The organism is Streptomyces sp. V4I8 (genome assembly GCF_041261225.1).
Lineage (GTDB): Bacteria > Actinomycetota > Actinomycetes > Streptomycetales > Streptomycetaceae > Streptomyces.
Genome location: NZ_JBGCCN010000001.1, coordinates 5,982,772 through 6,006,495, shown reverse-complemented (window position 1 = coordinate 6,006,495; position 23,724 = coordinate 5,982,772). Strand labels below are relative to the sequence as shown.

Below are 23,724 nucleotides of genomic sequence, written 5' to 3'. Positions count from 1 at the left end.
ATCAGACCGCCCTCATCAGCAGGGTCGCGGCGATGAGGATCGCCGCACCGCCGAACATCGAGACCGCGTACGACCGCGCGAAGCCGTTCTGCAGCCTGCGCATCCGTCCGGACAGGCCGCCCATCGACGCCGCCGTGCCGTTGACGACGCCGTCGACCAGGGTGTGGTCGACGTACACCAGGGAGCGCGTGAGGTGTTCGCCGCCGCGTACGAGGACGACGTGGTTGAAGTCGTCCTGGAGCAGGTCGCGCCGGGCGGCCCGGGTGAGCAGCGACCCGCGCGGGGCGACCGCGGGAACCGGACGACGGCCGTACTGGCCATAGGCGATGGCGACGCCGATGATCATGCACGCCACGGTCGCGCTGGTGACCGCTGCCGCGCCGATCGGCGGATGGCCGTGGGCGTGCCCGGTGATGGGCTCCAGCCAGTGCACGAAGCGGTCGCCGATGCTGAAGAACGCACCACCGGCCACCGACCCGACGGCCAGCACGATCATGGGGATCGTCATGACCCTGGGCGACTCGTGCGGGTGCGGCTCCGCATGCTCGCCGTGTGTCTCGGCGGCGGGCTCCACGCCGGGCTCGGCCGGCGACGCGGTCTTCGCGTGACGCCAGCGCTCCTCTCCGAAGAACGTCATCAGCATCACGCGCGTCATGTAGTACGCCGTGATGGCGGCGCCCAGCAGCGCACAGCCGCCGAGGATCCAGCCCTCGGTGCCGCCCTTGGCGAACGCCGCCTCGATGATCTTGTCCTTGGAGAAGAAGCCGGACAGCCCCGGGAAGCCGATGATGGCGAGGTAGCCGAGGCCGAACGTGACGAAGGTGACCGGCATGTACTTGCGCAGACCGCCGTACTTGCGCATGTCGACCTCGTCGTTCATGCCGTGCATGACCGAACCGGCGCCGAGGAACAGCCCGGCCTTGAAGAAGCCGTGCGTCACCAGGTGCATGATCGCGAAGACGTAGCCGATGGGGCCGAGGCCCGCGGCGAGGACCATGTAGCCGATCTGCGACATGGTCGAGCCGGCCAGCGCCTTCTTGATGTCGTCCTTCGCGCAACCGACGATCGCACCGAAGAGGAGCGTGACGGCTCCGACGATGGTGACCACCAGCTGCGCGTCCGGCGCGGCGTTGAAGATGGCTCCGGAGCGGACGATCAGGTAGACGCCCGCGGTCACCATCGTCGCGGCGTGGATGAGGGCCGAGACCGGGGTCGGGCCCTCCATCGCGTCCCCGAGCCAGGACTGCAGCGGCACCTGGGCGGACTTGCCGCAGGCGGCGAGCAGCAGCATCAGGCCGATGGCGGTGAGCTTGCCCTCGCTCGCGTCACCGACCAGGCCGGGCTCCCCCTCGCCGCCGAGCACCGGCCCGAAGGCGAATGTGCCGAACCACAGGAACATCATCATGATCGCGATCGACAGGCCCATGTCGCCGACGCGGTTGACCAAGAAGGCCTTCTTCGCGGCGGTGGCGGCGCTGGGCTTGTGCTGCCAGAAGCCGATCAGCAGGTAGGAGGCGAGACCCACGCCCTCCCAGCCGACGTAGAGGAGCAGGTAGTTGTCGGCGAGGACGAGCAGCAGCATCGCCGCGAGGAACAGGTTCAGATAGCCGAAGAAGCGGCGGCGCCGCTCGTCGTGCTCCATGTACCCGACCGAGTACAGGTGGATCAGCGAGCCGACGCCGGTGATCAGCAGCACGAACGTCATCGACAGCTGGTCCAGGCGGAAGGCGATGTCCGCCTGGAAGCCCTCGACCGGGATCCAGCTGAACAGGTGGCTCGTCAGGGTCCGGTCCTCGGCACTCTTGCCGAGCAGGTCGGCGAAGAGGACCACACCGAAGGCGAAGGAGACGAACGACAGGAGCGTGCCGATCCAGTGGCCGACGGCGTCGAGCCGCCGGCCGCCGCACAGCAGTACGGCCGCTCCGAGCAATGGCGCCGCGATCAGCAGCGCAATCAGGTTCTCCACGATTCTTCCGACCCCTCAGAGCTTCATCAGGCTGGCGTCGTCGACCGAGGCCGAGTGGCGGGAACGGAACAGCGACACGATGATCGCGAGCCCGACGACGACCTCCGCGGCGGCGACGACCATCGTGAAGAAGGCGATGATCTGGCCGTCGAGATTGCCGTGCATCCGCGAGAAGGCCACGAGCGTGAGGTTGCACGCGTTGAGCATGAGCTCGATGCACATGAAGACGACGATCGCGTTGCGCCTGATCAGCACGCCGGTGGCGCCGATCGTGAACAACAGGGCGGCGAGGTAGAGGTAGTTGACCGGGTTCACTTCGACGCCTCCTCGGGCCGCTTGAAGGTCGACGGCTCGATCGCGGTCCGCTCCAGCCGTTCCTCCGCGCGCTGTTCCAGGGCCCGCAGGTCGTTGAGCGCCTCGGTGGACACGTCCCGGATCTGACCGCGTTCGCGCAGCGTCTTGCTGACCGTGAGATCGGACGGGGTGCCGTCGGGCAGCAGACCCGCGATGTCCACGGCGTTGTGCCGGGCGTACACGCCGGGGGCCGGCAGCGGCGGGACGTGCTTGCCTTCGCGGACGCGCTGTTCGGACAGCTCGCGCTGGGTCTTGGCGCGCTCGGTGCGCTCGCGGTGCGTGAGCACCATGGCGCCGATGGCGGCGGTGATCAGCAGGGCGCCGGTGATCTCGAAGGCGAAGACGTACTTGGTGAAGATGAGGGCCGCGAGGCCCTCCACATTGCCGTTCGCGTTCGCCTGGGCGAGGCCGTTGAACTCCGTCAGGGACGCGTTGCCGATGCCGGCGACCAGCAGGATGCCGAAGCCGAGCCCGCAGAGAAGGGCCAGCCAGCGCTGGCCCTTGATGGTCTCCTTCAGGGAGTCCGCGGCCGTGACACCGACCAGCATCACGACGAAGAGGAACAGCATCATGATCGCGCCGGTGTAGACGACGATCTGCACGATGCCCAGGAAGTAGGCGCCGTTGGCGAGGTAGAAGACCGCCAGGACGATCATGGTCCCGGCGAGACAGAGCGCGCTGTGCACGGCCTTCTTCATGAAGACGGTGCACAGGGCGCCGATCACGGCGACGGTGCCGAGGATCCAGAACTGGAAGGCCTCTCCGGTGGAGGTTGAGTAGGCGGCGAGCTGCCCGGTCATCGGCCGATCACCTTCCCGGACGCCGGTTCGTCCTCACCGAAGGTCGAGTCCGCCTCCTGCGGGACCTCGCCCTTGGAGAGCGCGACCTGCTGGGTCGTGCCCGGCGCGGCCTCCGTCACCAGGCCCCGGTAGTAGTCCTGTTCGTCCGTCCCGGGGTAGATGGCGTGGGGGCTGTCGACCATGCCGTCTTCCAGACCGGCGAGCAGCTGCTCCTTGGTGTAGATGAGGTTGGCGCGGCTGGAGTCCGCGAGCTCGAACTCGTTGGTCATCGTCAACGCGCGCGTGGGGCACGCCTCGATGCACAGACCGCACAGGATGCAGCGGGCGTAGTTGATCTGGTAGACGCGGCCGTACCGCTCGCCCGGCGAGTAGCGCTCCTCGTCGGTGTTGTCGGCGCCCTCCACATAGATGGCGTCGGCGGGGCAGGCCCAGGCGCACAGCTCGCAGCCGACGCACTTCTCCAGGCCGTCCGGATGGCGGTTGAGCTGGTGCCGTCCGTGGAAGCGCGGAGCGGTGGTCTTCTGCTGCTCCGGGTACTGCTCGGTCAGCCGCTTCTTGAACATGGCCTTGAAGGTCACGCCGAAGCCGGCCACGGGGTTCTGGAAACCGGGCTTGGTCTCCTTGGGCTCCTCAGCCATCGGACGCCTCCTTTCCATCCAGAGATCCGTCACTCTGAGTATCGGACCCACCACTGACAATCAGCTCTCGCTCGCGATGCGGGCGGCGCCGCGGCACCGGCGGAAGCTCCTGTCCGGGCAGGGGCGGTACGGGGAATCCGCCCGCCATCGCGTCGAAGCCGGCGGCTTCCTCGGCGGGTTGCGTGCCCGCCTTCGTCCGCTCGCGGAACAGGTCCGCGACGAAGGAGAGGAGGAGCAGCGCGAGGACGCCGCCGCCGACGTAGAGGGCGATGTCGGCGAAGTCGTAGTTCTCGTTCCGGAGGGTCCGCACGGTCGCGACGAGCATCAGCCAGACGACGGAGACCGGGATGAGGACCTTCCAGCCGAGCTTCATCAGCTGGTCGTAGCGGACGCGTGGGAGCGTGCCGCGCAGCCAGATGAAGAAGAACAGCAGCAGCTGGACCTTGATCACGAACCAGAGCAGCGGCCACCAGCCGTGGTTCGCGCCCTCCCAGAAGGCGCTGACCGGATACGGGGCCCGCCAGCCGCCCAGGAAGAGCGTCACGGACACGGCCGAGACCGTCACCATGTTCACGTACTCGGCGAGCATGAACATCGCGAACTTGATCGACGAGTACTCGGTGTTGAAGCCGCCGACCAGGTCGCCCTCGGACTCCGGCATGTCGAAGGGGGCGCGGTTGGTCTCGCCGACCATCGTCACGATGTAGATCAGGAAGGAGACCGGCAGCAGGACGACGTACCAGCGGTCCTGCTGCGCCTCGACGATCGCCGACGTGGACATCGACCCGGAGTAGAGGAACACCGAGGCGAAGGCCGCGCCCATCGCGATCTCGTAGGAGATCATCTGCGCGCAGGAGCGGAGGCCGCCGAGGAGCGGATAGGTGGAGCCGGAACTCCAACCCGCGAGCACGATGCCGTAGATGCCGACCGAGGCGACCGCGAGGATGTAGAGCATCGCGATCGGCAGGTCGGTGAGCTGCATCGTGGTGCGCTGGCCGAAGATCGAGATCTCGTTGCCGGCCGGGCCGAAGGGGATCACCGCGATCGCCATGAAGGCCGGGATGGCCGCGACGATCGGCGCGAGGACGTAGACCACCTTGTCCGCGCGTTTGACGATGACGTCTTCCTTGAGCATCAGCTTGATGCCGTCGGCGAGCGACTGGAGCATGCCCCAGGGGCCGTGCCGGTTGGGGCCGATGCGCAGCTGCATCCACGCGACGACCTTGCGCTCCCACACGATGGAGAACAGCACGGTCACCATCAGGAAGGCGAAGCAGAACACCGCCTTGATGACGACCAGCCACCAGGGGTCGCGGCCGAACATCGAGAGGTCTTCAGCGGCGAGGAAAGGGCTCATGCCTCCACCTCCTCGGGGGCCTCGGACGCGAGGGTCGCCGGGCCGATGCGGACGAGTGAACCGGGCAGCGCCCCGGTGTCGGAGGCGACGCCGCGGCCCACGGAGTTCAGCGGGAGCCACACCACCCGGTCGGGCATCTCCGTGATCTGCAGCGGGAATCCGACGACTCCGGCGGGCCCGCTCACGGCGAGGACGTCACCTTCCTTCACGCCTGCCTCGGCGGCCGTGGCGGCCGACACGCGCGCGTGGGCGGCGTGCCGGGTGCCGGCGAGCGCCTCGTCGCCCTGCTGGAGGAGACCCTGGTCGAGCAGCAGCCGGTGCCCGGCGAGGACAGCCTCACCGGCGGCCGGTCGCGGCAACTGGGCCGCGATCTCCAGCGGTTCGGTGGCGCGCGATCCGTCCCAGGATCCGAGCCGGTCGATCTCCGCGCGCGTGGTGCGCAGATCCGGCAGGCCCAGGTGTACGTCCATGGCGTCGGCCAGCATCTGCAGCACGCGCGCGTCGGTCGGAGCCAGGCGGCGGATCATCTGGTCGGGCTTGAGCGCGGCCTCGAAGAAGCGCACCCTGCCCTCCCAGTTGAGGAAGGTGCCGGCCTTCTCGGCGACCGCGGCGACCGGCAGGACGACATCGGCGAGCTCGGTCACCTCGCCGGGCCGAAGCTCCAGCGACACCACGAAGCCGACCTCGGCGAGCGCCTCACGCGCGCGTGCCGGGTCGGGCAGGTCGGCGACCTCGACGCCCGCGACCAGCAGGGCCTGGAGTTCGCCGGTCGCGGCGGCCTCCACGATCTGGCCGGTGTCGCGACCGTAGCGGTGCGGGAGTTCGGCCAGACCCCAGACGGCGGCGACCTCCTCACGCGCGCGTGGGTCGGTCGCGGGACGTCCGCCCGGCAGCAGCGTAGGCAGCGCACCGGCCTCGACGGCACCGCGCTCCCCCGCCCGGCGCGGGATCCACACCAGCTGGGCGCCGGTCGCGGACGCGGCCCGTACGGCGGCCGTGAGCCCGCCCGCCACAGCGGCCAGCCGCTCGCCGACGACGATCACCGAGCCCTCGGTGCGCAGCGCCTCCGACGCCTTCGATCCGGCCTCGTCCAGGCCGACGCCGCTCGCGAGCGCGTCCAGCCACTCGGACTCGGTGCCGGGAGCGGCGGGCAGCAGCGAGCCGCCGGCCTTCTCCAGACCGCGCGTGGAGTGCGTGGCCAGCGAGAAGACCTTCTGGCCGTGCTTGCGCCAGGCCTTGCGCAGCCGCAGGAAGATCCCGGGCGCCTCCTCCTCGGCCTCGAACCCGGCCAGCAGGACGGCCGGCGCCTTCTCCAGGAGGCTGTACGTGACGCCCGTACCGTCGAGATCACGGCCGTGACCGGCGACCCGCGCGGCGAGGAAGTCGGCCTCCTCGCCGCTGTGCACGCGCGCGCGGAAGTCGATGTCGTTGGTGTCGAGCGCCACGCGCGCGAACTTGCTGTACGCGTAGGCGTCCTCGATGGTGAGCCGGCCGCCGGTCAGCACACCGGTCCGGCCGCGCGAGGCGAGCAGCCCCTGTGCCGCGATCTGCAGCGCCTCCGGCCAGGAGGCCGGTTCGAGGTCACCCTCGGCGTTGCGCACCAGAGGCGTCTGAAGCCGGTCGCGCTGCTGCGCGTACCGGAAGCCGAACCGCCCCTTGTCGCAGATCCACTCCTCGTTGACCTCGGGGTCGTTGGCCGCCAGGCGCCGCATGACCTTGCCGCGCCGGTGGTCGGTACGCGTGGCGCAGCCGCCGGAGCAGTGCTCGCAGACCGACGGCGAGGAGACGAGGTCGAAGGGGCGGGAGCGGAACCGGTACGCCGCCGAGGTCAGCGCGCCGACCGGGCAGATCTGGATGGTGTTCCCGGAGAAGTACGACTCGAAGGGGTCGCCCTCACCGGTGCCGACCTGCTGCAGCGCGCCGCGCTCGACCAGCTCGATCATCGGGTCGCCCGCGACCTGGTTGGAGAACCGGGTGCAGCGGGCGCACAGCACGCACCGCTCGCGGTCGAGCAGCACCTGTGTGGAGATCGGCACGGGCTTCTCGTACGTCCGCTTCCGTCCCTCGAAGCGGGACTCGGCGTGGCCGTGCGACATGGCCTGGTTCTGCAGCGGGCACTCGCCGCCCTTGTCGCAGACCGGGCAGTCCAGCGGGTGGTTGATGAGCAGGAGCTCCATCACACCCTGCTGGGCCTTCTCGGCGACCGGCGAGGTGAGGTGCGACTTCACGACCATGCCGTCCGTGCACGTGATGGTGCAGGACGCCATCGGCTTGCGCTGGCCCTCGACCTCGACGATGCACTGGCGACAGGCGCCGGCCGGGTCGAGGAGGGGGTGGTCGCAGAAGCGGGGGATCTCGATGCCCAGTTGCTCGGCGGCCCGGATGACCAGGGTGCCCTTCGGCACGCTGATCTCGATGCCGTCGATCGTCAGCGTCACGAGATCTTCCGGCGGGACCGCCGCCTCGCCTCCTCCGGAGGGAGCGCTGGTGGTCACAGTCATGCGTTCACCTCCGTGCGGTGGTCGGCCCAGGCCGTCGACTTGGCCGGGTCGAAGGGGCAGCCGCGGCCCGTGATGTGCTGCTCGTACTCCTCGCGGAAGTACTTCAGCGAGGAGAAGATCGGCGAGGCGGCACCGTCGCCGAGGGCGCAGAAGGACTTGCCGTTGATGTTGTCGGCGATGTCGTTGAGCTTGTCGAGGTCGCTCATCACGCCCTTGCCGGCCTCGATGTCGCGCAGCAACTGCACGAGCCAGTACGTGCCTTCGCGGCAGGGCGTGCACTTGCCGCAGGACTCGTGGGCGTAGAACTCGGTCCAGCGGGTGACGGCGCGGACGACGCAGGTCGTCTCGTCGAAGCACTGGAGCGCTTTCGTGCCGAGCATGGAACCCGCGGCACCCACTCCTTCGTAATCAAGAGGGACGTCGAGGTGCTCGTCGGTGAACATCGGCGTCGAGGAGCCGCCCGGCGTCCAGAACTTGAGGCGATGGCCGGGGCGCATCCCGCCGCTCATCTCCAGGAGCTGGCGGAGTGTGATGCCGAGCGGGGCCTCGTACTGGCCGGGACTGGCGACGTGGCCGCTGAGGGAGTAGAGCGTGAAGCCCGGGGACTTGTCGCTGCCCATCGAGCGGAACCAGTCCTTGCCCCGATGCAGGATCGCGGGAACCGACGCGATCGACTCGACGTTGTTCACAACAGTCGGGCAGGCGTAGAGACCTGCCACCGCAGGGAAGGGGGGACGGAGCCGCGGTTGACCACGGCGGCCTTCGAGCGAGTCGAGCAGTGCGGTCTCCTCACCGCAGATGTACGCGCCGGCGCCGGCGTGCACGGTGAGTTCGAGGTCGAGTCCGCTGCCCAGGATGTTCTCGCCGAGGTAGCCGGCCGCGTAGGCCTCGCGCACGGCCTCGTGCAACCGCCGCAATACGGGGACGACTTCACCACGCAGATAGATGAAGGCATGCGAAGACCTGATGGCATAACACGCGATGACAATGCCCTCGATGAGGCTATGCGGGTTCGCGAAGAGGAGCGGAATGTCCTTGCAGGTTCCGGGCTCCGATTCGTCGGCGTTGACAACTAGATAGTGCGGTTTTCCATCACCCTGGGGAATGAACTGCCATTTCATTCCCGTCGGGAATCCCGCGCCACCGCGCCCGCGCAGACCGGAGTCCTTGACGTACGCGATCAGGTCGTCCGGCGACATGGCGAGCGCCTTGCGGAGCCCCTCGTACCCCTCGTGCCTTCGGTAGACGTCCAGCGTCCAGGACCTGTCCTCGTCCCAGAAGGCCGACAGCACGGGTGCGAGCAGCTTCTCGGGGCTGTTTTCCTTCAGCTCTGGTGCCAACGTCATCACTCCCCCTCCTCGGCGACAGGCCCTGCCGGGTGGGCTGGGTCGGACGCGGACGATTCCTGCGGCGCGTCGTGCGAGCTGAGGTGTTCAGCCGGCGACGGTTGGTGCGCTGCCTTGCCCTGCGGCTCATCGTGCGGGCCGCCGTCCCGCGGATGGACCACGCGCGCGGGTGCGGCCTCTCCCCTGGCCAGGCGGAGGCCCACCAGCGACGCCGGTCCCGCACCGCCGCTCTCCTCGACGGCCCCGGGCCGCTCGTCGGGGAAGCCGGCCAGGATCCGCGCGGTCTCCTTGAAGGTGCACAGCCGAGCACCGCGCGTCGGTTCGACGTCCCGCCCGGCGCGCAGGTCGTCGACGAGGCGCTTGGCGCTCGCCGGGGTCTGGTTGTCGAAGAACTCCCAGTTGACCATCACGACCGGCGCGAAGTCGCAGGCCGCGTTGCACTCGATGTGCTCCAGGGTGACCTTGCCGTCGCCGGTGGTCTCACCGTTGCCGACGCCCAGGTGCTCCTGGAGCTCCTCGAAGATCGCGTCACCGCCCATCACCGCACAGAGGGTGTTGGTGCAGACGCCCACCTGGTAGTCGCCGGAGGGCTTGCGGCGGTACATCGTGTAGAAGGTGGCCACCGCGGTGACCTCGGCCGTGGTCAGGCCGAGCACGTCCGCGCAGAACCGCATCCCGGTGCGCGTGACATGCCCTTCCTCCGACTGCACGAGGTGCAGCAACGGTAGGAGGGCGGACCGGGAGTCCGGGTAGCGGGCGATGACCTCGCGCGCGTCCCGCTCGAGCCGTTCCCGAACGTCGTCCGGGTAAGCGGGCGCGGGCAGTTCGGGCATGCCCAGGCTGACGCCCCGCTCCGAAGAAGAGGTGGTCACCGGTCGACGCCTCCCATCACGGGGTCGATGGACGCGACGGCGACGATGACGTCGGCGACCTGGCCGCCCTCGCACATCGCCGCCATGGCCTGCAGGTTGGTGAAGGACGGGTCGCGGAAGTGGACCCGGAAGGGGCGGGTGCCGCCGTCGGACACGGCATGCACACCGAGCTCGCCCTTGGGTGACTCGACGGCCGCGTACGCCTGTCCCGGCGGGACGCGGAAGCCCTCGGTGACCAGCTTGAAGTGGTGGATCAGGGCCTCCATGGAGGTGCCCATGATCTTCTTGATGTGGTCGAGGGAGTTGCCGAGCCCGTCGGGTCCCAGGGCGAGCTGGGCGGGCCAGGCGATCTTCTTGTCGGCGACCATGACCGGTCCGGGCTGGAGCCGGTCCAGGCACTGCTCGACGATCCCGAGCGACTGGCGCATCTCTTCCAGACGGATCAGGAAGCGCCCGTAGGAGTCGCAGGTGTCGGCGGTCGGGATCTCGAAGTCGTAGGTCTCGTAGTCGCAGTACGGCTGTGCCTTGCGCAGGTCGTGCGGCAGGCCGGTGGAGCGCAGGATCGGGCCGGTGGCGCCGAGGGCCATGCAGCCGGCCAGGTCGAGATAGCCGATGTCCTGCATGCGGGCCTTGAAGATGGGGTTCCCGGTGGCGAGCTTGTCGTACTCGGGGAGGTTCTTCTTCATCTTCTTCACGAACTCGCGGATCTGGTCCACCGCGCCGGGCGGCAGGTCCTGGGCGAGTCCGCCGGGGCGAATGTACGCGTGGTTCATCCGCAGGCCCGTGATGAGCTCGTAGATGTCGAGAATCATTTCACGATCACGGAATCCGTAGATCATGATCGTGGTGGCGCCGAGCTCCATGCCCCCGGTGGCGATGCACACCAGGTGGGAGGAGAGCCGGTTCAGCTCCATCAGGAGCACCCGGATGATCTTGGCACGCTCGGTGATCTGGTCCTCGATGCCGAGGAGTTTCTCGACGGCGAGACAGTAGGCGGTCTCGTTGAAGAAGGACGTCAGGTAATCCATGCGCGTCACGAACGTGGTGCCCTGCGTCCAGGTCCGGTACTCGAGGTTCTTCTCGATGCCGGTGTGGAGATAGCCGATGCCGCAGCGGGCCTCGGTGACCGTCTCGCCGTCGATCTCCAGGATCAGGCGGAGCACTCCGTGGGTGGAGGGGTGCTGGGGGCCCATGTTGAGGACGATGCGCTCGTCGTCGGCGCGGGCCGCGGCCTGGACGACCTCGTCCCAGTCGCCACCGGTGACCGTGTAAACGGTGCCTTCGGTGGTCTCACGGGCGGATGCTGACTGCGTGCTCACGAGTACGACCTCCGCTGGTCCGGAGCCGGGATCTGGGCGCCCTTGTACTCGACGGGGATGCCGCCGAGGGGGTAGTCCTTGCGCTGCGGGTGGCCCTGCCAGTCGTCCGGCATCATGATCCGCGTCAGGGCGGGGTGACCGTCGAAGACGATGCCGAAGAAGTCGTACGTCTCGCGCTCGTGCCAGTCGTTCGTCGGGTACACGGAGACGAGCGACGGGATGTGCGGGTCGCTGTCGGGGGCGCTGACTTCGAGGCGGATCAGCCGGTTGTGGGTGATCGAGCGCAGGTGGTAGACGGCGTGCAGTTCGCGGCCCTTGTCGCTGAGGTAGTGGACGCCGCTGACGCCGGTGCACAGTTCGAAGCGCAGGGCCGGGTCGTCGCGCAGGGTGCGGGCGACGCGGACCAGGTGCTCGCGTTCGATGTGGAAGGTGAGTTCGCCGCGGTCGACGACCGTCTTCTCGATGGCGTTGCCGGGGAGGAGGCCCTGTTCCTCCAGTGCGCCCTCGAGCTCGTCGGCGACCTCGTCGAACCAACCCCCGTAGGGGCGGCTCGCCGGTCCCGGGAGCCGGACCGAGCGGACGAGGCCGCCGTAGCCGGAGGTGTCGCCGCCGTTGTTGGCGCCGAACATGCCGCGCTGGACGCGGATCTCCTCGCCGCCCTGGCCGCGCTGGCCGGGGAGGTTGGAGGCGGAGAGGTCCTTCTCGGGGTTGACCCCGTTGGACCCGTTCGCCCCGTTGGTGCCGTTCGCGTCGCTCACCGCAGCAGCCCCTTCATCTCGATCGTGGGCAGGGCCTTGAGCGCCGCTTCCTCCGCCTCGCGGGCCGCCTCTTCGGCGTTCACACCGAGCTTGGAGGACTGGATCTTCTGGTGGAGCTTGAGAATGGCGTCCATCAGCATCTCGGGCCGTGGCGGGCAGCCGGGGAGATAGATGTCGACCGGGACGATGTGGTCGACGCCCTGCACGATCGCGTAGTTGTTGAACATGCCTCCCGAGGAGGCGCAGACCCCCATGGAGATCACCCACTTGGGGTTCGGCATCTGGTCGTAGACCTGCCGGAGCACCGGCGCCATCTTCTGGCTGACCCGGCCGGCGACGATCATCAGGTCGGCCTGGCGCGGCGAGCCGCGGAAGACCTCCATGCCGAAGCGCGCCAGGTCGTAGCGGCCCGCGCCGGTGGTCATCATCTCGATGGCACAGCACGCGAGGCCGAAGGTGGCCGGGAAAACGGACGCTTTGCGCACCCAGCCCGCGGCCTGCTCGACGGTGGTCAGCAGGAATCCGCTCGGCAGCTTTTCTTCGAGTCCCATGTCGTTAAAGGCCCCTCAGTCCCATTCCAGGCCGCCGCGCCGCCATACGTACGCGTACGCGACGAAGACGGTGAGCACGAAGAGCAGCATCTCCACGAGCCCGAAAATCCCCAGGGCGTCGAAGGTGACGGCCCAGGGGTAGAGGAAGACGATCTCGATATCGAAGATGATGAAGAGCATCGCCGTCAGGTAGTACTTGATCGGGAAGCGCCCGCCGCCGGCCGGCGTGGGGGTCGGCTCGATACCGCACTCATAGGCCTCGAGCTTGGCCCGGTTGTACCGCTTCGGACCGATCAGCGTGGCCATGACCACGGAGAAGATCGCAAAGCCTGCCCCGAGGGCTCCCAGTACGAGGATGGGCGCATACGCGTTCACCGCTCCTCGCTCCTCTCAGTCGGCACTGACTGCTGGCGGTTGCACTGGGCTCACAACCGCCTCACCGGTTCCACGAGCCCCGCTCGTCCCGGCGAAAGATCGAGAACATGTGAAGCAGGTCACAAGCCCAACTGCCTCGCATCCTATGCCCGCCGCTCTGTGATCTGCGACACGGGGTATTGCACAAGCTTTGTGATCTCCACCACCTGACGAAGGATCATGAAGCTGGAGGAGCGGTGATCTTCACACGAGAAGCGTCCGAGTGATCACCAGAGGTGACATTTTCGCTCGTCGGCGCAGCTCGGAAGGGGCGTCTCCATATCAAGAGACTTCCCTTGCATGCAAATTGGTGCTGGACCAGACCTCTTGATAGTGGAGCTCATTCACACTTCAGAGGGAGCCACCGAGGGGATGTGGACGCGTGCACGCATTCACGAGCGAGTGGCGGGCGGAATTCAGGCACAGGACGCGCACGAGGCCGTAACCGTTGCGTGACCTCTGCCACATGATGAGAGGGCCATGAGAACCGGGCTTGGCCACCGGTCCCAACAAGTGGTAAGCGGTGGGCAATTCGGACTTAATGATGAAAGGACGTGATCACGGGCGGGGTGACGAGGGTCCGCAATGTCCGTTACGGCGTCAATAAAGGGCGGGCCGCCAAGAATTTGGGGCGCGGATTGAGCAACTGTGGCGCAGCCCACGTTTCTTGTAGGTATGGAGGAGCCCCTGATACCGGTTGTTCTCATGTCCCACACCGCTCACATACGTAGCCACCGGAAGCCCCGCCGCAGCGCGTCGACGTCCATCGCGATGCGCGCCGGAGTTGCCGGTGGCGTCCTCAGCATGGCAGCGGCTGGTGCGTCGGCCACGGCGAACGCCGCCGAGCCGGTGACGCAGACCATCGAACTGCCCACCCTCACGGGTGACCTGGCGGACCAGCTCGCCCAGTCCGCGGACGCCACCCAGTTGGCCGCCGCGAACTACGAGCTCGACGCCCAGCGTGACGCGGCCGCCGCCGCGGCCGCCAAGGAAGCCAAGAAGGACCTCGCGGAGGCCAAGAAGAAGGCCGAGGCGAAGAAGAAGGCCGAGGAGGCCCGCAGGGCCGCCGCCGAGGAGGCCGCCTCCCGCAGCGCCGAGCGCACCACCCTGTCCGCTTCCGCGAGCACCAGCGTGGCCGCTCCCGCCAGCGGCAGCGTGGGCACGGTCATCGCGTTCCTCCAGGCACAGGTGGGCGACGCGTACGTCATGGGCGCCACCGGCCCCAACGCGTGGGACTGCTCCAGCCTGGTCCAGGCCGCGTTCAAGCAGGTCGGCGTCGACCTGCCGCGGGTCTCACAGGACCAGTCGATGGCCGGCACGGACATCCCGCTCTCGCAGATCCAGGTCGGCGACATCCTGTACTGGGGCGGCAAGGGCTCGGCGTACCACGTGGGCGTCTACATCGGTAACGGCCAGTACCTGGACGCGGCCAACCCCTCCAAGGGCGTCGTCATCCAGGACCTGTCCGGCTACCCGGCGTCGGGCGCGGTGCGCGTCCTCTGAGTCGTAGGGATCACCGTAAGGGCCGCAGCCGCTCGGGGGCAGCGGCCCTTACGCCTTGACCGAGAGCCCTTACTGCTCAGCCCAGGTCGAAGGTGTTGGGCAGACCCAGCTTGTAGCGCACCTCGTCGACCCGCTTCAGCGGCTCCAGCTCCGGGGGCCGGTACAGCTCCCAGATCCGACAGCGCTCGGCGCCCGAATTGTCCGCGTCCAGGAGCGCGTTGACCGCCAGGCGTGCCGACTCGTTGGCGCCCTCCATCGTCGCCAGGTCCACGTCGGTGCGGACGTAGTCGCCCGCGAGGAAGAAGTTCGGGACCTTTGTGCGGGCCGTGGGGCGGTTGTAGAGGGTGCCCGTGGGGTGGATGAGGAGCTGTTCGCGGTTCTGTGGGTCGGGGCCGCCCAGGCCCGTCACCGCCGGGTCCATGAACCAGCCGAGGCGGTCCTCGTCCCGCAGTGTGGTCTTGCCGGCGTCGTTCAGGCCGTCCTTCAACTGGGCCCAGAGTTCCGCGACGACCTCTTCCTTGGTGCACTCCTTGGCCGTCTTGCCGTACAGGATGCCCGGCTTGTCCCACTCAGAGATGATGGCGGAGAGACAGTCGTGGGCGCGTCCGTCGCCGTAGTCACGGGAGAAGTCCCGTCCGTCCCAGAACTGGGCCTGGCCGACGGCGGTCACCGACCACGGTGAGTCCAGGCAGTTGATGTGGCCGTGCACCACAGGGGTGGGCGTGCGCAGGTAGAACATCACGCCAGTCATCCAGTCGGCCTGGAGGGCGTCGCAGCGTGCGAGCTGCGGGTCGGCCGCGCGCAGGGCGGGGCCCCACGTCACGCGCGCGTGCTCGACCGGCAGTGCGGAGACGTAGTGGTCGGCGGTGACGGTGCGTTCGTCGCCGCCGTCGCGGGCCGAGACGCGGACGCCGGTCACCTGGCCGCCGTCGTAGCGGACCTCGCGGACCTGGGTGCCGAGGGCGAACTCCACCCCGAGGGAGCGCAGGTGGGCCGCCCAGGGGTCGATCCAGGCCTCGCTGGTGGGGGGCGTTGAGGACGCGGTCGACATCGGCGTCGCCGTCCATGCCGCGACCGAGCAGGCCCCACAGGAGCAGGGCCTCGATGATGACGCGGCCGACGGTCCGGGTCGACGCCACCTCCGCGCGGGTGGCGACGAGGTTGCGGGTCTGGCCGACGCCGAGGAGGGTCCGGTACTCCTCGCTCATCTCCTCGGCGCGGATGAAGTCCCACCACGCGACCTTCTCCCAGACCTGCTCGCGGCGGGCGTCGCAGCTGGTCAGGTGGACGAGGAGGCGGTCGGCGAAGTAGGCGGCCTCGTGGGCGGGGAGGCGGGTGCCGAGGTCCAGCACCGAGAGGAGCTGGTCGCGGATCCAGCTGAGGGTGAGGTCGCCGGGGCGGGGCGGGGTGGTGACGCGGCGGAGCGGGAAGTGCAGGTCGGGGCGGCCGCCGGCGCGGGCGAACAGGGCCTCGGTGCCGCTGACGAGGTTGTCGTGGACGCCGTTCGCGTTGCCGGGGACCGGGATGCGGCGCATGGTGTCCGGCAGGTTCCGGTAGAAGCCGGGGAAGAAGCGGAAGCCGTGCTCGGCGGGGAGGTCGGCGCGGCCGCCGGTCGCCGTGCCCGGGACGGGCATCGAGCGCGCCTTGCCGCCGAGGGCGTCGTAGTACTCGTAGACGGTGACGGCGTAGCCGCGTTCGGCGAGTTCGTGGGCGGCGCTCAGGCCGGAGACTCCGCCTCCCAGGACGGCGACGCGTTTGCCGACCGCGGCCCGCGCGCTGCCCGCGGGCCATAAGGCGAGGGCGCCGGCCACTCCCCCGGCACCGGCCAGGAAGCGTCTGCGGGTCTGGCCGGATCGCGTGGGACCTGTCTTCTCCTGGGGCTCCTGCGCGTGTTCTGTTGTCATGATTCCCGGAGGGTAGGGAGGGGCTTCGAAGGTCGGAAGCCCGTTTCCCGGTCACCCACAGCATCCTCACAACCGCAGGGAGAGACAGATGCCGAGCGTTTTCGTCCAGGGCAGGCCCGTCGACTCGTATCCGCCAATCGCGCCCGAGGCCCGGCGTGGATCGGTGCGCAGGATCACCGAGACGGGTGAGGAGGTCCTGCACAAGCCGTGCCGGGACGTGACCGAGTTCGGTCCCGATCTCGCCGCGCTGATCGACGACATGTTCCTGACCATGTACATCGCCGACGGGGCGGGTCTGGCGGCGAACCAGGTCGGCGTCGATCTGCGACTGTTCGTGTACGACTGCCCGGACGACGAAGGAGTCCGACATGTCGGGCACATCGTGAACCCGGTGCTGGAGCCGCTCGACCCGGCAGGGCGCAGGCTGCTCGACGACAGCGAGGGCTGCCTCTCGGTGCCGGGCGCCGTGATGGACGTACCGCGTCCGGACCGGGCCGTGGTGCGCGGGTACGACAAGGACGGCGAGCCGCTCCTGATCGAGGGCACGGGGTACTTCGCCCGCTGCCTCGCCCATGAGACCGACCACGTGGGCGGGCACGTCTACCTGGACCGGCTCTCCAAGCGCGAACGCAAGGAAGCGCTGCGGCAGGTGGCGGACCGGCGGGACGAGGTGTTCGCGCGCCGGGCCGCCAACATCGAGGCCCTCAACGGGTAGTCGCCGCCGGGTCAGGCCTTCGGTGCCACCTTGCTCAGCCCGTTGATGATCCGGTCCATCGCGTCGCCGCCCGTCGGGTCGGTGAGGTTGGCCAGGAGCTTCAGGGTGAACTTCATCAGGAGCGGGTGGGTCAGGCCGCGCTGGGCCGCGATCTTCATGACCTTCGGGTTGCCGATGAGCTTCACGAAGGCGCGGCCCAGCGTGTAGTAGCCGCCGTAGGTGTCCTTCAGGACGCGCGGGTAGCGCTGGAGGGCGAGTTCACGCCCCGCGGGAGTCGAGCGGGCGTGGGCCTGGACGATGACGTCGGCGGCGATCTGGCCGGACTCCATGGCGTAGGCGATGCCCTCGCCGTTGAAGGGGTTCACCAGGCCGCCGGCATCGCCGACCAGCAGCAGGCCCTTGGTGTAGTGCGGTTGGCGGTTGAAGGCCATGGGCAGGGCGGCGCCGCGGATCGGGCCGGTCATGTTGTCGGGGGTGTAGCCCCAGTCCTCCGGCATGGAGGCGCACCAGGCCTTCAGGACCTCGCGCCAGTCCAGCTCCTTGAAGGATTCGGAGGTGTTCAGGACGCCGAGGCCGACGTTGGACGTGCCGTCGCCCATGCCGAAGATCCAGCCGTAGCCGGGGAGGAGGCGGTCCTCGCCGGGGCCGCGGCGGTCCCACAGCTCCAGCCAGGACTCCAGGTAGTCGTCCTCGTGGCGGGGACTTTCGAAGTACGTCCGCACGGCCACGCCCATCGGGCGGTCCTCGCGGCGGTGCAGGCCCATCGCCAGGGAGAGGCGGGTGGAGTTGCCGTCGGCGGCGACGACCAGCGGGGCGTGGAAGGTGACCTCGCGCTTCTCCTCGCCGAGCTTGGCGTGGACGCCGGTGATACGGCCGGTGCGGTCGTCGATGATCGGGGCGCCGACGTTGCAGCGCTCGTAGAGGCGGGCGCCGGCCTTCTGGGCCTGGCGGGCGAGTTGCTCGTCGAAGTCGTCGCGCTTGCGGACGAGGCCGTAGTCGGGGAAGGAGGCGAGATCCGGCCAGTCCAGCTGGAGGCGCACTCCACCGCCGATGATCCTCAGGCCCTTGTTCCGCAGCCAGCCGGCTTCCTCGGAGATGTCGATGCCCATCGCCACGAGTTGTTTGGTCGCGCGCGGGGTCAGGCCGTCACCGCAGACCTTCTCCCTCGGGAACTGGGTCTTCTCCAGCAGGAGTACGTCGAGGCCGGACTTGGCCAGGTGGTACGCCGTCGTGGAGCCGGCCGGCCCCGCGCCCACGACGATCACATCGGCGGTGTTCTCGGAGAGGGGCGAGGAGAGGGACTCGGTCACGGCGGTCACGGCGGGATCTCCCCAAGTTCGAAATCTGTGTGCCGACCGGCACTGGACATGGGCAGTCTATGCAGCAGCATTGATCACCCGGCTGAAGGGCTGCCTCCGTGAACCGAGTTCTCCCTGTCGTACGGCTCCGCGTCCCCACCGACGAGGACGCCGTCGCCTGGCACCGGATCTTCGCCCACCCGGATGTCATGGAGTTCCACGGCGGCAGGCCCGCGGAGCTGTCCGTCTACGAGGAGCTCACCGCCCGCCAGCGCCGGCACGACGCCGAGCGCGGGTACTGCCTGTGGACCATGCTCGACGAGAACGAGCAGGTCATCGGCTTCACCGGAGCCCAGCCGTGGGAGCGCGACTGGGGTCCCACCGGCGAGATCGAGATCGGCTGGCGGCTCGGGCGGGAGTACTGGGGCCAGGGGTACGTCACGGCGGCCGCGCACCTCACGCTGCAGCGGGTGCGGGCGGCCGGGGTGCCGAGCCTGGTGGCGATGGTCGACGCCCGCAACGAGCGGTCGATCGCGGTGACTCGGCGGCTTGGGATGCGGCTCGCGGAAGTGTTCGCCACACCGAATGAGCGGCAGAAGGGGCACTGCTACCGGCTCGACCTGTGAATCAGGAACGCGCCACTTCCAGTTCTGTCACCCTACGTAACCAACTGTTACAGAAAGGTACTTGGCGCTTCCGGACGACACCCCGGGGCGGTTACCCTGCCAGTACCGCTGGGGGTGACATCTGTGCGCATAACACCCAAAACGCCCGAGGTGCGAGTACCGAAACTCGTCGGACTGATGGCCATGGACGCGCGCGAGGCAGCGAAGTCGCACGGCCTGCTCCTCAGCGCACCGGACCGGCCGGACTTCCATCTCACCGTCGTCGAATACGTCGTACGCCAGGACCCCCAGCCCGGCGCGGAGGTGCCGCGGGACTCGTCGGTCTACGTCTGGTTCGACTTCGGCGAGGGTGAGGGCGGCGGAGGCGTACGCGAGCCACGCATCCCACGGCCGCCCTCGGGCGGGCTGCAGCGCGAACTCGACGAGCCCGGCGACCCGTACCCCGTCGTCAGCTCCGCTTGAGGCCCGGCGCTCGGCTCCGCCCGAAGCCCGGCGCTCAGCTCTCCTTGAAGCCCCGGTGCAGGGCCACGACCCCGCCCGTCAGGTTCCGCCAGGCGACCTTGGACCAGCCGGCCTTGCGCAGGCGTTCAGCGAGGGCCGGCTGGTCCGGCCAGGCGCGGATGGACTCGGCGAGGTAGACGTAGGCGTCGGGGTTCGAGGACACCGTTCGCGCGACCGGAGGCAGGGCGCGCATCAGGTACTCGGTGTAGACGGTGCGGAAGGGCGCCCAGGTCGGGTGCGAGAACTCGCAGATCACGACCCGGCCGCCGGGCCGCGTCACCCGGTACATCTCGCGCAGGGCCGCGTCGAAGTCCTGCACGTTGCGCAGCCCGAAGGAGATCGTCACGGCGTCGAAGGTGTCGTCCTTGAACGGCAGCCTCGTCGCGTCGCCCGCCGTGAACGGCAGCCAGGTGTGCTTGCGCTTGCCCACCTGGAGCATGCCCAGGGAGAAGTCGCAGGGGACGACGTACGCGCCGGTCTGTGCGAAGGGCAGCGAGGAGGTGGCCGTGCCGGCGGCGAGGTCGAGGACCTTCTGGGCCGGCCGGGCGTCGACGGCCTTGGCGACCTCCTTGCGCCATCTGCGGTCCTGGCCGAGCGACAGCACGTCGTTGGTCAGGTCGTACCGTTCCGCCACGTTGTCGAACATCGAGGCGACTTCGTGCGGCTGCTTGTCCAGGGATGCGCGGGTCACGGGCCCATTGTGGCAGTACGGACTCACGGGACGAGCTTCGGCTTCTTCTTCCCGGCCACGTCCTCCACCCAGCCGCACAGCAGGACGAACACCGCGATCAGGATCCAGCCGATGCCGAACATGAACCACTGGCTCTCCAGCGGCAGGTACTTCTCGAACGCGGGCACGTTCCAGAACTGGTCGATCAGCGGGACGGCGAGGATCAGGGCGACCTCGTGCCAGAGGTAGATCGTCACGGCCCGGGCGTTGAAGATCGTGACGAGCCGGTCGGCGCGGCGGAAGCGGGTCAGCCAGGCGAAGTCGATGCGGAAGAACTCCTTCGCGTACATCAGCAGCGTCACATAGCCAGCCGACCAGAAGGCCTGTGCGAGCGGGATGTCGTCCAGGTCGTAGGAGCCGGTCTCGGCCTGGTGGGTGAAGGCGTACCAGCCGCCGTACGCGATCGCAGCGAGGGAGAGGAAGGCCACGGCGAAGGGCTTGAGGCGGCGCAGGACGCCGTCGCGGTGCGCGAAGCCGAGGAGCCAGCAGAAGAGGAACGTGGCCAGGTCGGTCAGCGCGCTGCCGAAGCGGTTGTCCGGGGGCTCCCAGAGGAAGTGGAGGACGAGGATCGGTCCCAGCGACAGCAGCAGCACCGGTACCGGCGCCAGGCGGAACACCCTCAGCAGGAGCGGGGAGAGCAGGACGAACCACAAGTAGGTCCGCAGGTACCAGAGGATCTCCCAGGCCTGCTCGCCCCACGCGTTGCCCGGCGGGTCGCCGAGCGGCACGATCCAGTAGACGATCTGCCAGCCCGGCATCCAGTCGTGGATCAGCATCGCCACGACCACGAAGAGGCCCCAGAACCAGAAGGGGGGCAGGAGGCGGCGCAGTCGGCCGCGGATCACGTTGACCGCGGGGCGTTCCAGGGACTTCGCCATCAGCGTGCCGGCCAGGGCGAACATGACCCCCATCGAAGGGAAGACCATGCCCGCCCAGGCCCAGCCGAAGGTGTGGTAAGTGACGACGCGGATGAGGGCTACGGCGCGGAGAGTGTCGAAGTAGCGGTCGCGTCCGGTCGGTCTGGGTGCGGGTGACGGGGTGGTCTGCTGGGCGTCCGTCGCAGCGGCACCCGGCGCCGCGGGCTGCGTCCACCCGTTCCGCGCTGTGGAACGACTGCCCACAGCGGCAGCGGCCACAGCGGTGGGCCCCCCTCTCCGGTGCGAACCCATCTCAGCTCACCCCCGCCGGCGTCCCGACCTCACCCGTCCGCTTCAACTTCTGCCAGCGCAGGCGGCCGCCCGTCATCGCCGTGATGCAGGAGTGGATGAGGACGAGGTACATCATCTGGCGGTAGGCGAGCTGCTGGAGCGGCATCATCAGCAGGTAGCGGTACTTCTCGCGGTCCAGGCGGAAGGCGTACGCCGCGCACACGAGTTGCACCCCGAGCACCGCCAGCCACGCCAGCAGGGCCGCCGTGAAGTCGACGAAGATCATCGAGTAGACGGTGAAGACGTCGATGAGCGGGGCGAAGACGGGCGTGACGATCTGGAAGATGACGACCAGCGGCATACCGACCCGGCCGAAGCGGCCCGAAGGGCCCTTGTCCGTGAGGGACTTGCGGTGCTTCCACAGCGCCTGCATGGTGCCGTAGGACCAGCGGTAGCGCTGGGACCACAGCTGCTTCAGGGAGCCCGGCGCCTCGGTCCACGCACGCGCGTGCTCCTGGTAGACGACCCGCCGGCCCGCGCGGTGCATGGCGATGGTGATGTCGGTGTCCTCGGCGAGGGTGTCCTCGCTCATGCCGCCGACCTCGAGGACCGCCTCGCGGCGGAACGCGCCGATCGCGCCGGGGATGGTGGGCATGCAGCGCAGCAGGTCGTACATCCGGCGGTCGAGATTGAAGCCCATCACGTACTCGATGTGCTGCCAGGCGCCGATGACGGTGTTGCGGTTGCCGACCTTGGCGTTGCCGGCGACCGCGCCGACCTCGGGGTCGCCGAAGGGCTGCACGAGCTGGCGTACGGTGTCCGGCTCGAAGACCGTGTCGCCGTCCATCATCACGACGATGTCGTAACTGGCGCTGCGCACACCGTTGTTGAGCGCGGCCGGCTTGCCCGCGTTCTCCTGGCGGATGACGCGGACGTTGGTCATGCCGAGTTCATGGGCCGCGTCGCGCGCGATCTCGGACGTGCCGTCCGACGAACCGTCGTCCACGACGATGATCTCGATCGGATGCGTGCTCTTCGCCAGCGAGGCGAGGGTGTTGGCGATGCACTCCTTCTCGTTGTACGCCGGGACGATCACGCTCACCGGCTGGTAGACGGGTGGTCCCCAGCTGAACCGGCGTTTGTTGCGCTGCCGGTAGTGGCGGCGGGCGAGGATCAGCATCATGCCGAAGCGGCCCATGACGGCGACGCCGACGACCATGAGGCCGACCGACAGCACCGGGACCGCCCATTCGGCGACGGCCACGGCGCCGATCAGGGCCTTGCCCTCGTAGAGGGTCGCGCCGGTGGCGTCGCGGTGGGCGGCCTGGAGGTCCGAGGTCCCCGCGCCTGCCCGCCCGTCAGCGCCCTGCTGCGGCTGGCCGCCCAGCTGCTGGCCGCCCGCCTGAGTGCTCCCGGGCTGCTGCCCGCCGGCCTGTGCGTTGCCCGACTGCCGGCCGGAGACCGCCGTGCCGCTGCCCGCCGTACCGGTGGCCGCCGTACCGGTGCCCGCCTGCTGGCCGTTCGCCCCCTCCACCTTCTGAATCGCGCCGCTGATCGTGGTGAAGGTGTAGCCCTTCGCCTTCATCTTCTCGATGTACGTCGGCAGCGCCTTGATCGTCTGCGACCGCTCGCCGCCCGCGTCGTGGAAGAGGACGGACGCGCCCTCGCCGTCCTCCGGCGTCGCCCACTTGATGATCTTCGAGACGCCGGGCCGCTTCCAGTCGTCGCTGTCGGTGTCGACGAAGACGCTGGTGTAGCCGTCCTCGCCGAGCTTCTCGTAGACCGGCCAGCTGTAGTTGTCGATGGCGTCCGTCTCCGAGGAGTAGGGCGCGCGGAACAGCGTGGTGGTGATGCCGGCCGCGCCCGCGAGCGCCAGTTGGGTCTGCTGCATCTCGCGGTTGACGCGGGCGTCGCTCTGGTAGGAGAGGTCGACGTGGGTGAACGTGTGGATGCCCACCTCGTTGCCCTGCTCGACCATGTCCCCGACGATCCCCGGATAGCGCGAGACCATCGAGCCGACCACGAAGAACGTGGCGGGGATGTCGTACTTCTTGAGAATCTCCAGGACTTGAGGCGTCCAGGTGGGGTTCGGACCGTCGTCGAAGGTGAGCGCGATCGTCTTGTCCGGGACGGAGACGGTGGTGGCCTGGCCGCCCCGGAAAGTGAGGATCGGCCCCCCGTCGAGGATCTTGTCGGGCACCGCGCTGGAGCTGGCGCCGGTCCGCACCCGCTGGTCGCCGCCGACCTCGGCGCGCAGATAGCCGTCGAGCAGCATGACGCTGGTCAGCGCGAGGAGGAGCAGCAGGGCCAGGATGACCCGGGGTTTCTGCAGGGCCGCGGCCTTGCCCGCCACCCGCTCGATGCGGGAGGGGGCGCGGCGGCGGCGACGTGAGGGCGTCGTCGTGGTCATGAGTGGGGCTGCG

Annotated in this window: 20 protein-coding genes and 1 pseudogene; 4 read left to right on the top strand and 17 right to left on the bottom strand. The window is 68.9% G+C overall.

Features of this window, described 5'->3' with window-relative positions:
- Position 1: 1 nt before the first annotated feature.
- The 12 genes from nuoL to ABIE67_RS27320 are packed head-to-tail and all read right to left on the bottom strand — an operon-like array spanning position 2 to position 12,837.
- Positions 2–1,966: an NADH-quinone oxidoreductase subunit L gene (gene nuoL, locus ABIE67_RS27375; protein ID WP_370262720.1), complete on the bottom strand. Its 1,965-nt coding sequence runs from the start codon at positions 1,964–1,966 to the stop codon at positions 2–4.
- 15 nt (positions 1,967–1,981) lie between these two features.
- Positions 1,982–2,281: an NADH-quinone oxidoreductase subunit NuoK gene (gene nuoK / locus ABIE67_RS27370; RefSeq protein WP_003998919.1), complete on the bottom strand. Its 300-nt coding sequence runs from the start codon at positions 2,279–2,281 to the stop codon at positions 1,982–1,984.
- Positions 2,278–3,120 carry an NADH-quinone oxidoreductase subunit J gene (locus tag ABIE67_RS27365; RefSeq protein WP_370262713.1) on the bottom strand — a complete coding sequence of 281 codons (843 nt, stop codon included), beginning with the start codon at positions 3,118–3,120 and terminating at the stop codon, positions 2,278–2,280. Before ABIE67_RS27365 ends, nuoK begins: the two co-directional genes overlap by 4 nt.
- On the bottom strand, positions 3,117–3,758 hold the full coding sequence (gene nuoI, locus ABIE67_RS27360) for an NADH-quinone oxidoreductase subunit NuoI (protein WP_370262708.1): 642 nt from the start codon (positions 3,756–3,758) through the stop codon (positions 3,117–3,119). Before nuoI ends, ABIE67_RS27365 begins: the two co-directional genes overlap by 4 nt.
- On the bottom strand, positions 3,751–5,115 hold the full coding sequence (gene nuoH / locus ABIE67_RS27355) for an NADH-quinone oxidoreductase subunit NuoH (protein WP_370262703.1): 1,365 nt from the start codon (positions 5,113–5,115) through the stop codon (positions 3,751–3,753). The genes nuoI and nuoH overlap by 8 nt, the downstream gene beginning before the upstream one ends.
- On the bottom strand, positions 5,112–7,616 hold the full coding sequence (locus ABIE67_RS27350) for an NADH-quinone oxidoreductase subunit G (protein ID WP_370262699.1): 2,505 nt from the start codon (positions 7,614–7,616) through the stop codon (positions 5,112–5,114). The genes nuoH and ABIE67_RS27350 overlap by 4 nt, the downstream gene beginning before the upstream one ends.
- The gene (nuoF, locus tag ABIE67_RS27345; RefSeq protein ID WP_370262696.1) at positions 7,613–8,962 is read right to left on the bottom strand and encodes an NADH-quinone oxidoreductase subunit NuoF; all 1,350 of its coding nucleotides are present in this window, start codon (positions 8,960–8,962) and stop codon (positions 7,613–7,615) included. Before nuoF ends, ABIE67_RS27350 begins: the two co-directional genes overlap by 4 nt.
- Positions 8,962–9,834 (bottom strand): NADH-quinone oxidoreductase subunit NuoE, encoded by an 873-nt coding sequence (gene nuoE, locus ABIE67_RS27340; protein WP_370262691.1) that lies wholly within the window; start codon positions 9,832–9,834, stop codon positions 8,962–8,964. Before nuoE ends, nuoF begins: the two co-directional genes overlap by 1 nt.
- Positions 9,831–11,153, bottom strand: a complete 1,323-nt coding sequence (locus tag ABIE67_RS27335; RefSeq protein WP_356572273.1) for an NADH-quinone oxidoreductase subunit D — start codon at positions 11,151–11,153, stop codon at positions 9,831–9,833. The genes nuoE and ABIE67_RS27335 overlap by 4 nt, the downstream gene beginning before the upstream one ends.
- Entirely contained in the window at positions 11,150–11,911 is a 762-nt protein-coding gene (locus tag ABIE67_RS27330; protein ID WP_370262684.1) for an NADH-quinone oxidoreductase subunit C, read from the bottom strand. The genes ABIE67_RS27335 and ABIE67_RS27330 overlap by 4 nt, the downstream gene beginning before the upstream one ends.
- Complete coding sequence (locus ABIE67_RS27325) at positions 11,908–12,462, bottom strand: NADH-quinone oxidoreductase subunit B family protein (protein WP_007383964.1); 555 nt, start codon at positions 12,460–12,462, stop codon at positions 11,908–11,910. The genes ABIE67_RS27330 and ABIE67_RS27325 overlap by 4 nt, the downstream gene beginning before the upstream one ends.
- Positions 12,463–12,477: 15 nt before the next feature.
- Complete coding sequence (locus ABIE67_RS27320; protein WP_003974383.1) at positions 12,478–12,837, bottom strand: NADH-quinone oxidoreductase subunit A; 360 nt, start codon at positions 12,835–12,837, stop codon at positions 12,478–12,480.
- A 714-nt stretch (positions 12,838–13,551) separates the two neighbouring features.
- Here ABIE67_RS27320 and ABIE67_RS27315 point away from each other — a divergent pair.
- Complete coding sequence (locus tag ABIE67_RS27315) at positions 13,552–14,379, top strand: C40 family peptidase (protein ID WP_370262680.1); 828 nt, start codon at positions 13,552–13,554, stop codon at positions 14,377–14,379.
- A gap of 76 nt (positions 14,380–14,455) precedes the next feature.
- Here ABIE67_RS27315 and ABIE67_RS27310 read toward each other — a convergent pair.
- Positions 14,456–16,283 (bottom strand): annotated as a pseudogene (locus ABIE67_RS27310) (FAD-dependent oxidoreductase).
- 88 nt (positions 16,284–16,371) lie between these two features.
- Between ABIE67_RS27310 and def the strand changes: the two are divergent.
- Positions 16,372–16,998, top strand: coding sequence for a peptide deformylase (def, locus tag ABIE67_RS27305; RefSeq protein ID WP_370262678.1), 627 nt, complete (start codon positions 16,372–16,374; stop codon positions 16,996–16,998).
- Positions 16,999–17,009: 11 nt separating this feature from the next.
- Here the strand turns inward: def and ABIE67_RS27300 are convergent, their stop codons facing one another.
- Positions 17,010–18,317 (bottom strand): geranylgeranyl reductase family protein, encoded by a 1,308-nt coding sequence (locus ABIE67_RS27300; RefSeq protein ID WP_370262673.1) that lies wholly within the window; start codon positions 18,315–18,317, stop codon positions 17,010–17,012.
- Positions 18,318–18,415: 98 nt separating this feature from the next.
- On the opposite strand from ABIE67_RS27300, the gene ABIE67_RS27295 reads away from it, so the two are divergent.
- Both ABIE67_RS27295 and ABIE67_RS27290 read left to right on the top strand, forming a co-directional pair.
- On the top strand, positions 18,416–18,922 hold the full coding sequence (locus ABIE67_RS27295) for a GNAT family N-acetyltransferase (protein ID WP_370262667.1): 507 nt from the start codon (positions 18,416–18,418) through the stop codon (positions 18,920–18,922).
- A 150-nt stretch (positions 18,923–19,072) separates the two neighbouring features.
- Positions 19,073–19,384 carry a PASTA domain-containing protein gene (locus tag ABIE67_RS27290; protein ID WP_370262665.1) on the top strand — a complete coding sequence of 104 codons (312 nt, stop codon included), beginning with the start codon at positions 19,073–19,075 and terminating at the stop codon, positions 19,382–19,384.
- 34 nt (positions 19,385–19,418) lie between these two features.
- On the opposite strand, the gene ABIE67_RS27285 is transcribed toward ABIE67_RS27290, so the two are convergent.
- Genes ABIE67_RS27285 through ABIE67_RS27275 form a run of 3 tightly spaced genes read right to left on the bottom strand, consistent with a single transcriptional unit; the run spans position 19,419 to position 23,711 of the window.
- The gene (locus ABIE67_RS27285; RefSeq protein WP_370262663.1) at positions 19,419–20,114 is read right to left on the bottom strand and encodes a demethylmenaquinone methyltransferase; all 696 of its coding nucleotides are present in this window, start codon (positions 20,112–20,114) and stop codon (positions 19,419–19,421) included.
- 23 nt (positions 20,115–20,137) lie between these two features.
- Positions 20,138–21,274: an acyltransferase gene (locus ABIE67_RS27280; RefSeq protein WP_370262661.1), complete on the bottom strand. Its 1,137-nt coding sequence runs from the start codon at positions 21,272–21,274 to the stop codon at positions 20,138–20,140.
- A 49-nt stretch (positions 21,275–21,323) separates the two neighbouring features.
- Complete coding sequence (locus ABIE67_RS27275; RefSeq protein ID WP_370262659.1) at positions 21,324–23,711, bottom strand: bifunctional polysaccharide deacetylase/glycosyltransferase family 2 protein; 2,388 nt, start codon at positions 23,709–23,711, stop codon at positions 21,324–21,326.
- Between the last annotated feature and the right edge of the window lie 13 nt (positions 23,712–23,724).

Coding starts and splice junctions, on each gene's coding strand:
- ABIE67_RS27365 (WP_370262713.1), bottom strand. CDS start 3,120: ATGACCGGGCAGCTCGCCGCCTACTCAACCTCCACCGGAGAGGCCTTC.
- nuoI (WP_370262708.1), bottom strand. CDS start 3,758: ATGGCTGAGGAGCCCAAGGAGACCAAGCCCGGTTTCCAGAACCCCGTG.
- nuoH (WP_370262703.1), bottom strand. CDS start 5,115: ATGAGCCCTTTCCTCGCCGCTGAAGACCTCTCGATGTTCGGCCGCGAC.
- ABIE67_RS27350 (WP_370262699.1), bottom strand. CDS start 7,616: ATGACTGTGACCACCAGCGCTCCCTCCGGAGGAGGCGAGGCGGCGGTC.
- nuoF (WP_370262696.1), bottom strand. CDS start 8,962: ATGACGTTGGCACCAGAGCTGAAGGAAAACAGCCCCGAGAAGCTGCTC.
- ABIE67_RS27325 (WP_007383964.1), bottom strand. CDS start 12,462: ATGGGACTCGAAGAAAAGCTGCCGAGCGGATTCCTGCTGACCACCGTC.
- ABIE67_RS27315 (WP_370262680.1), top strand. CDS start 13,552: ATGGAGGAGCCCCTGATACCGGTTGTTCTCATGTCCCACACCGCTCAC.
- def (WP_370262678.1), top strand. CDS start 16,372: ATGCCGAGCGTTTTCGTCCAGGGCAGGCCCGTCGACTCGTATCCGCCA.
- ABIE67_RS27275 (WP_370262659.1), bottom strand. CDS start 23,711: ATGACCACGACGACGCCCTCACGTCGCCGCCGCCGCGCCCCCTCCCGC.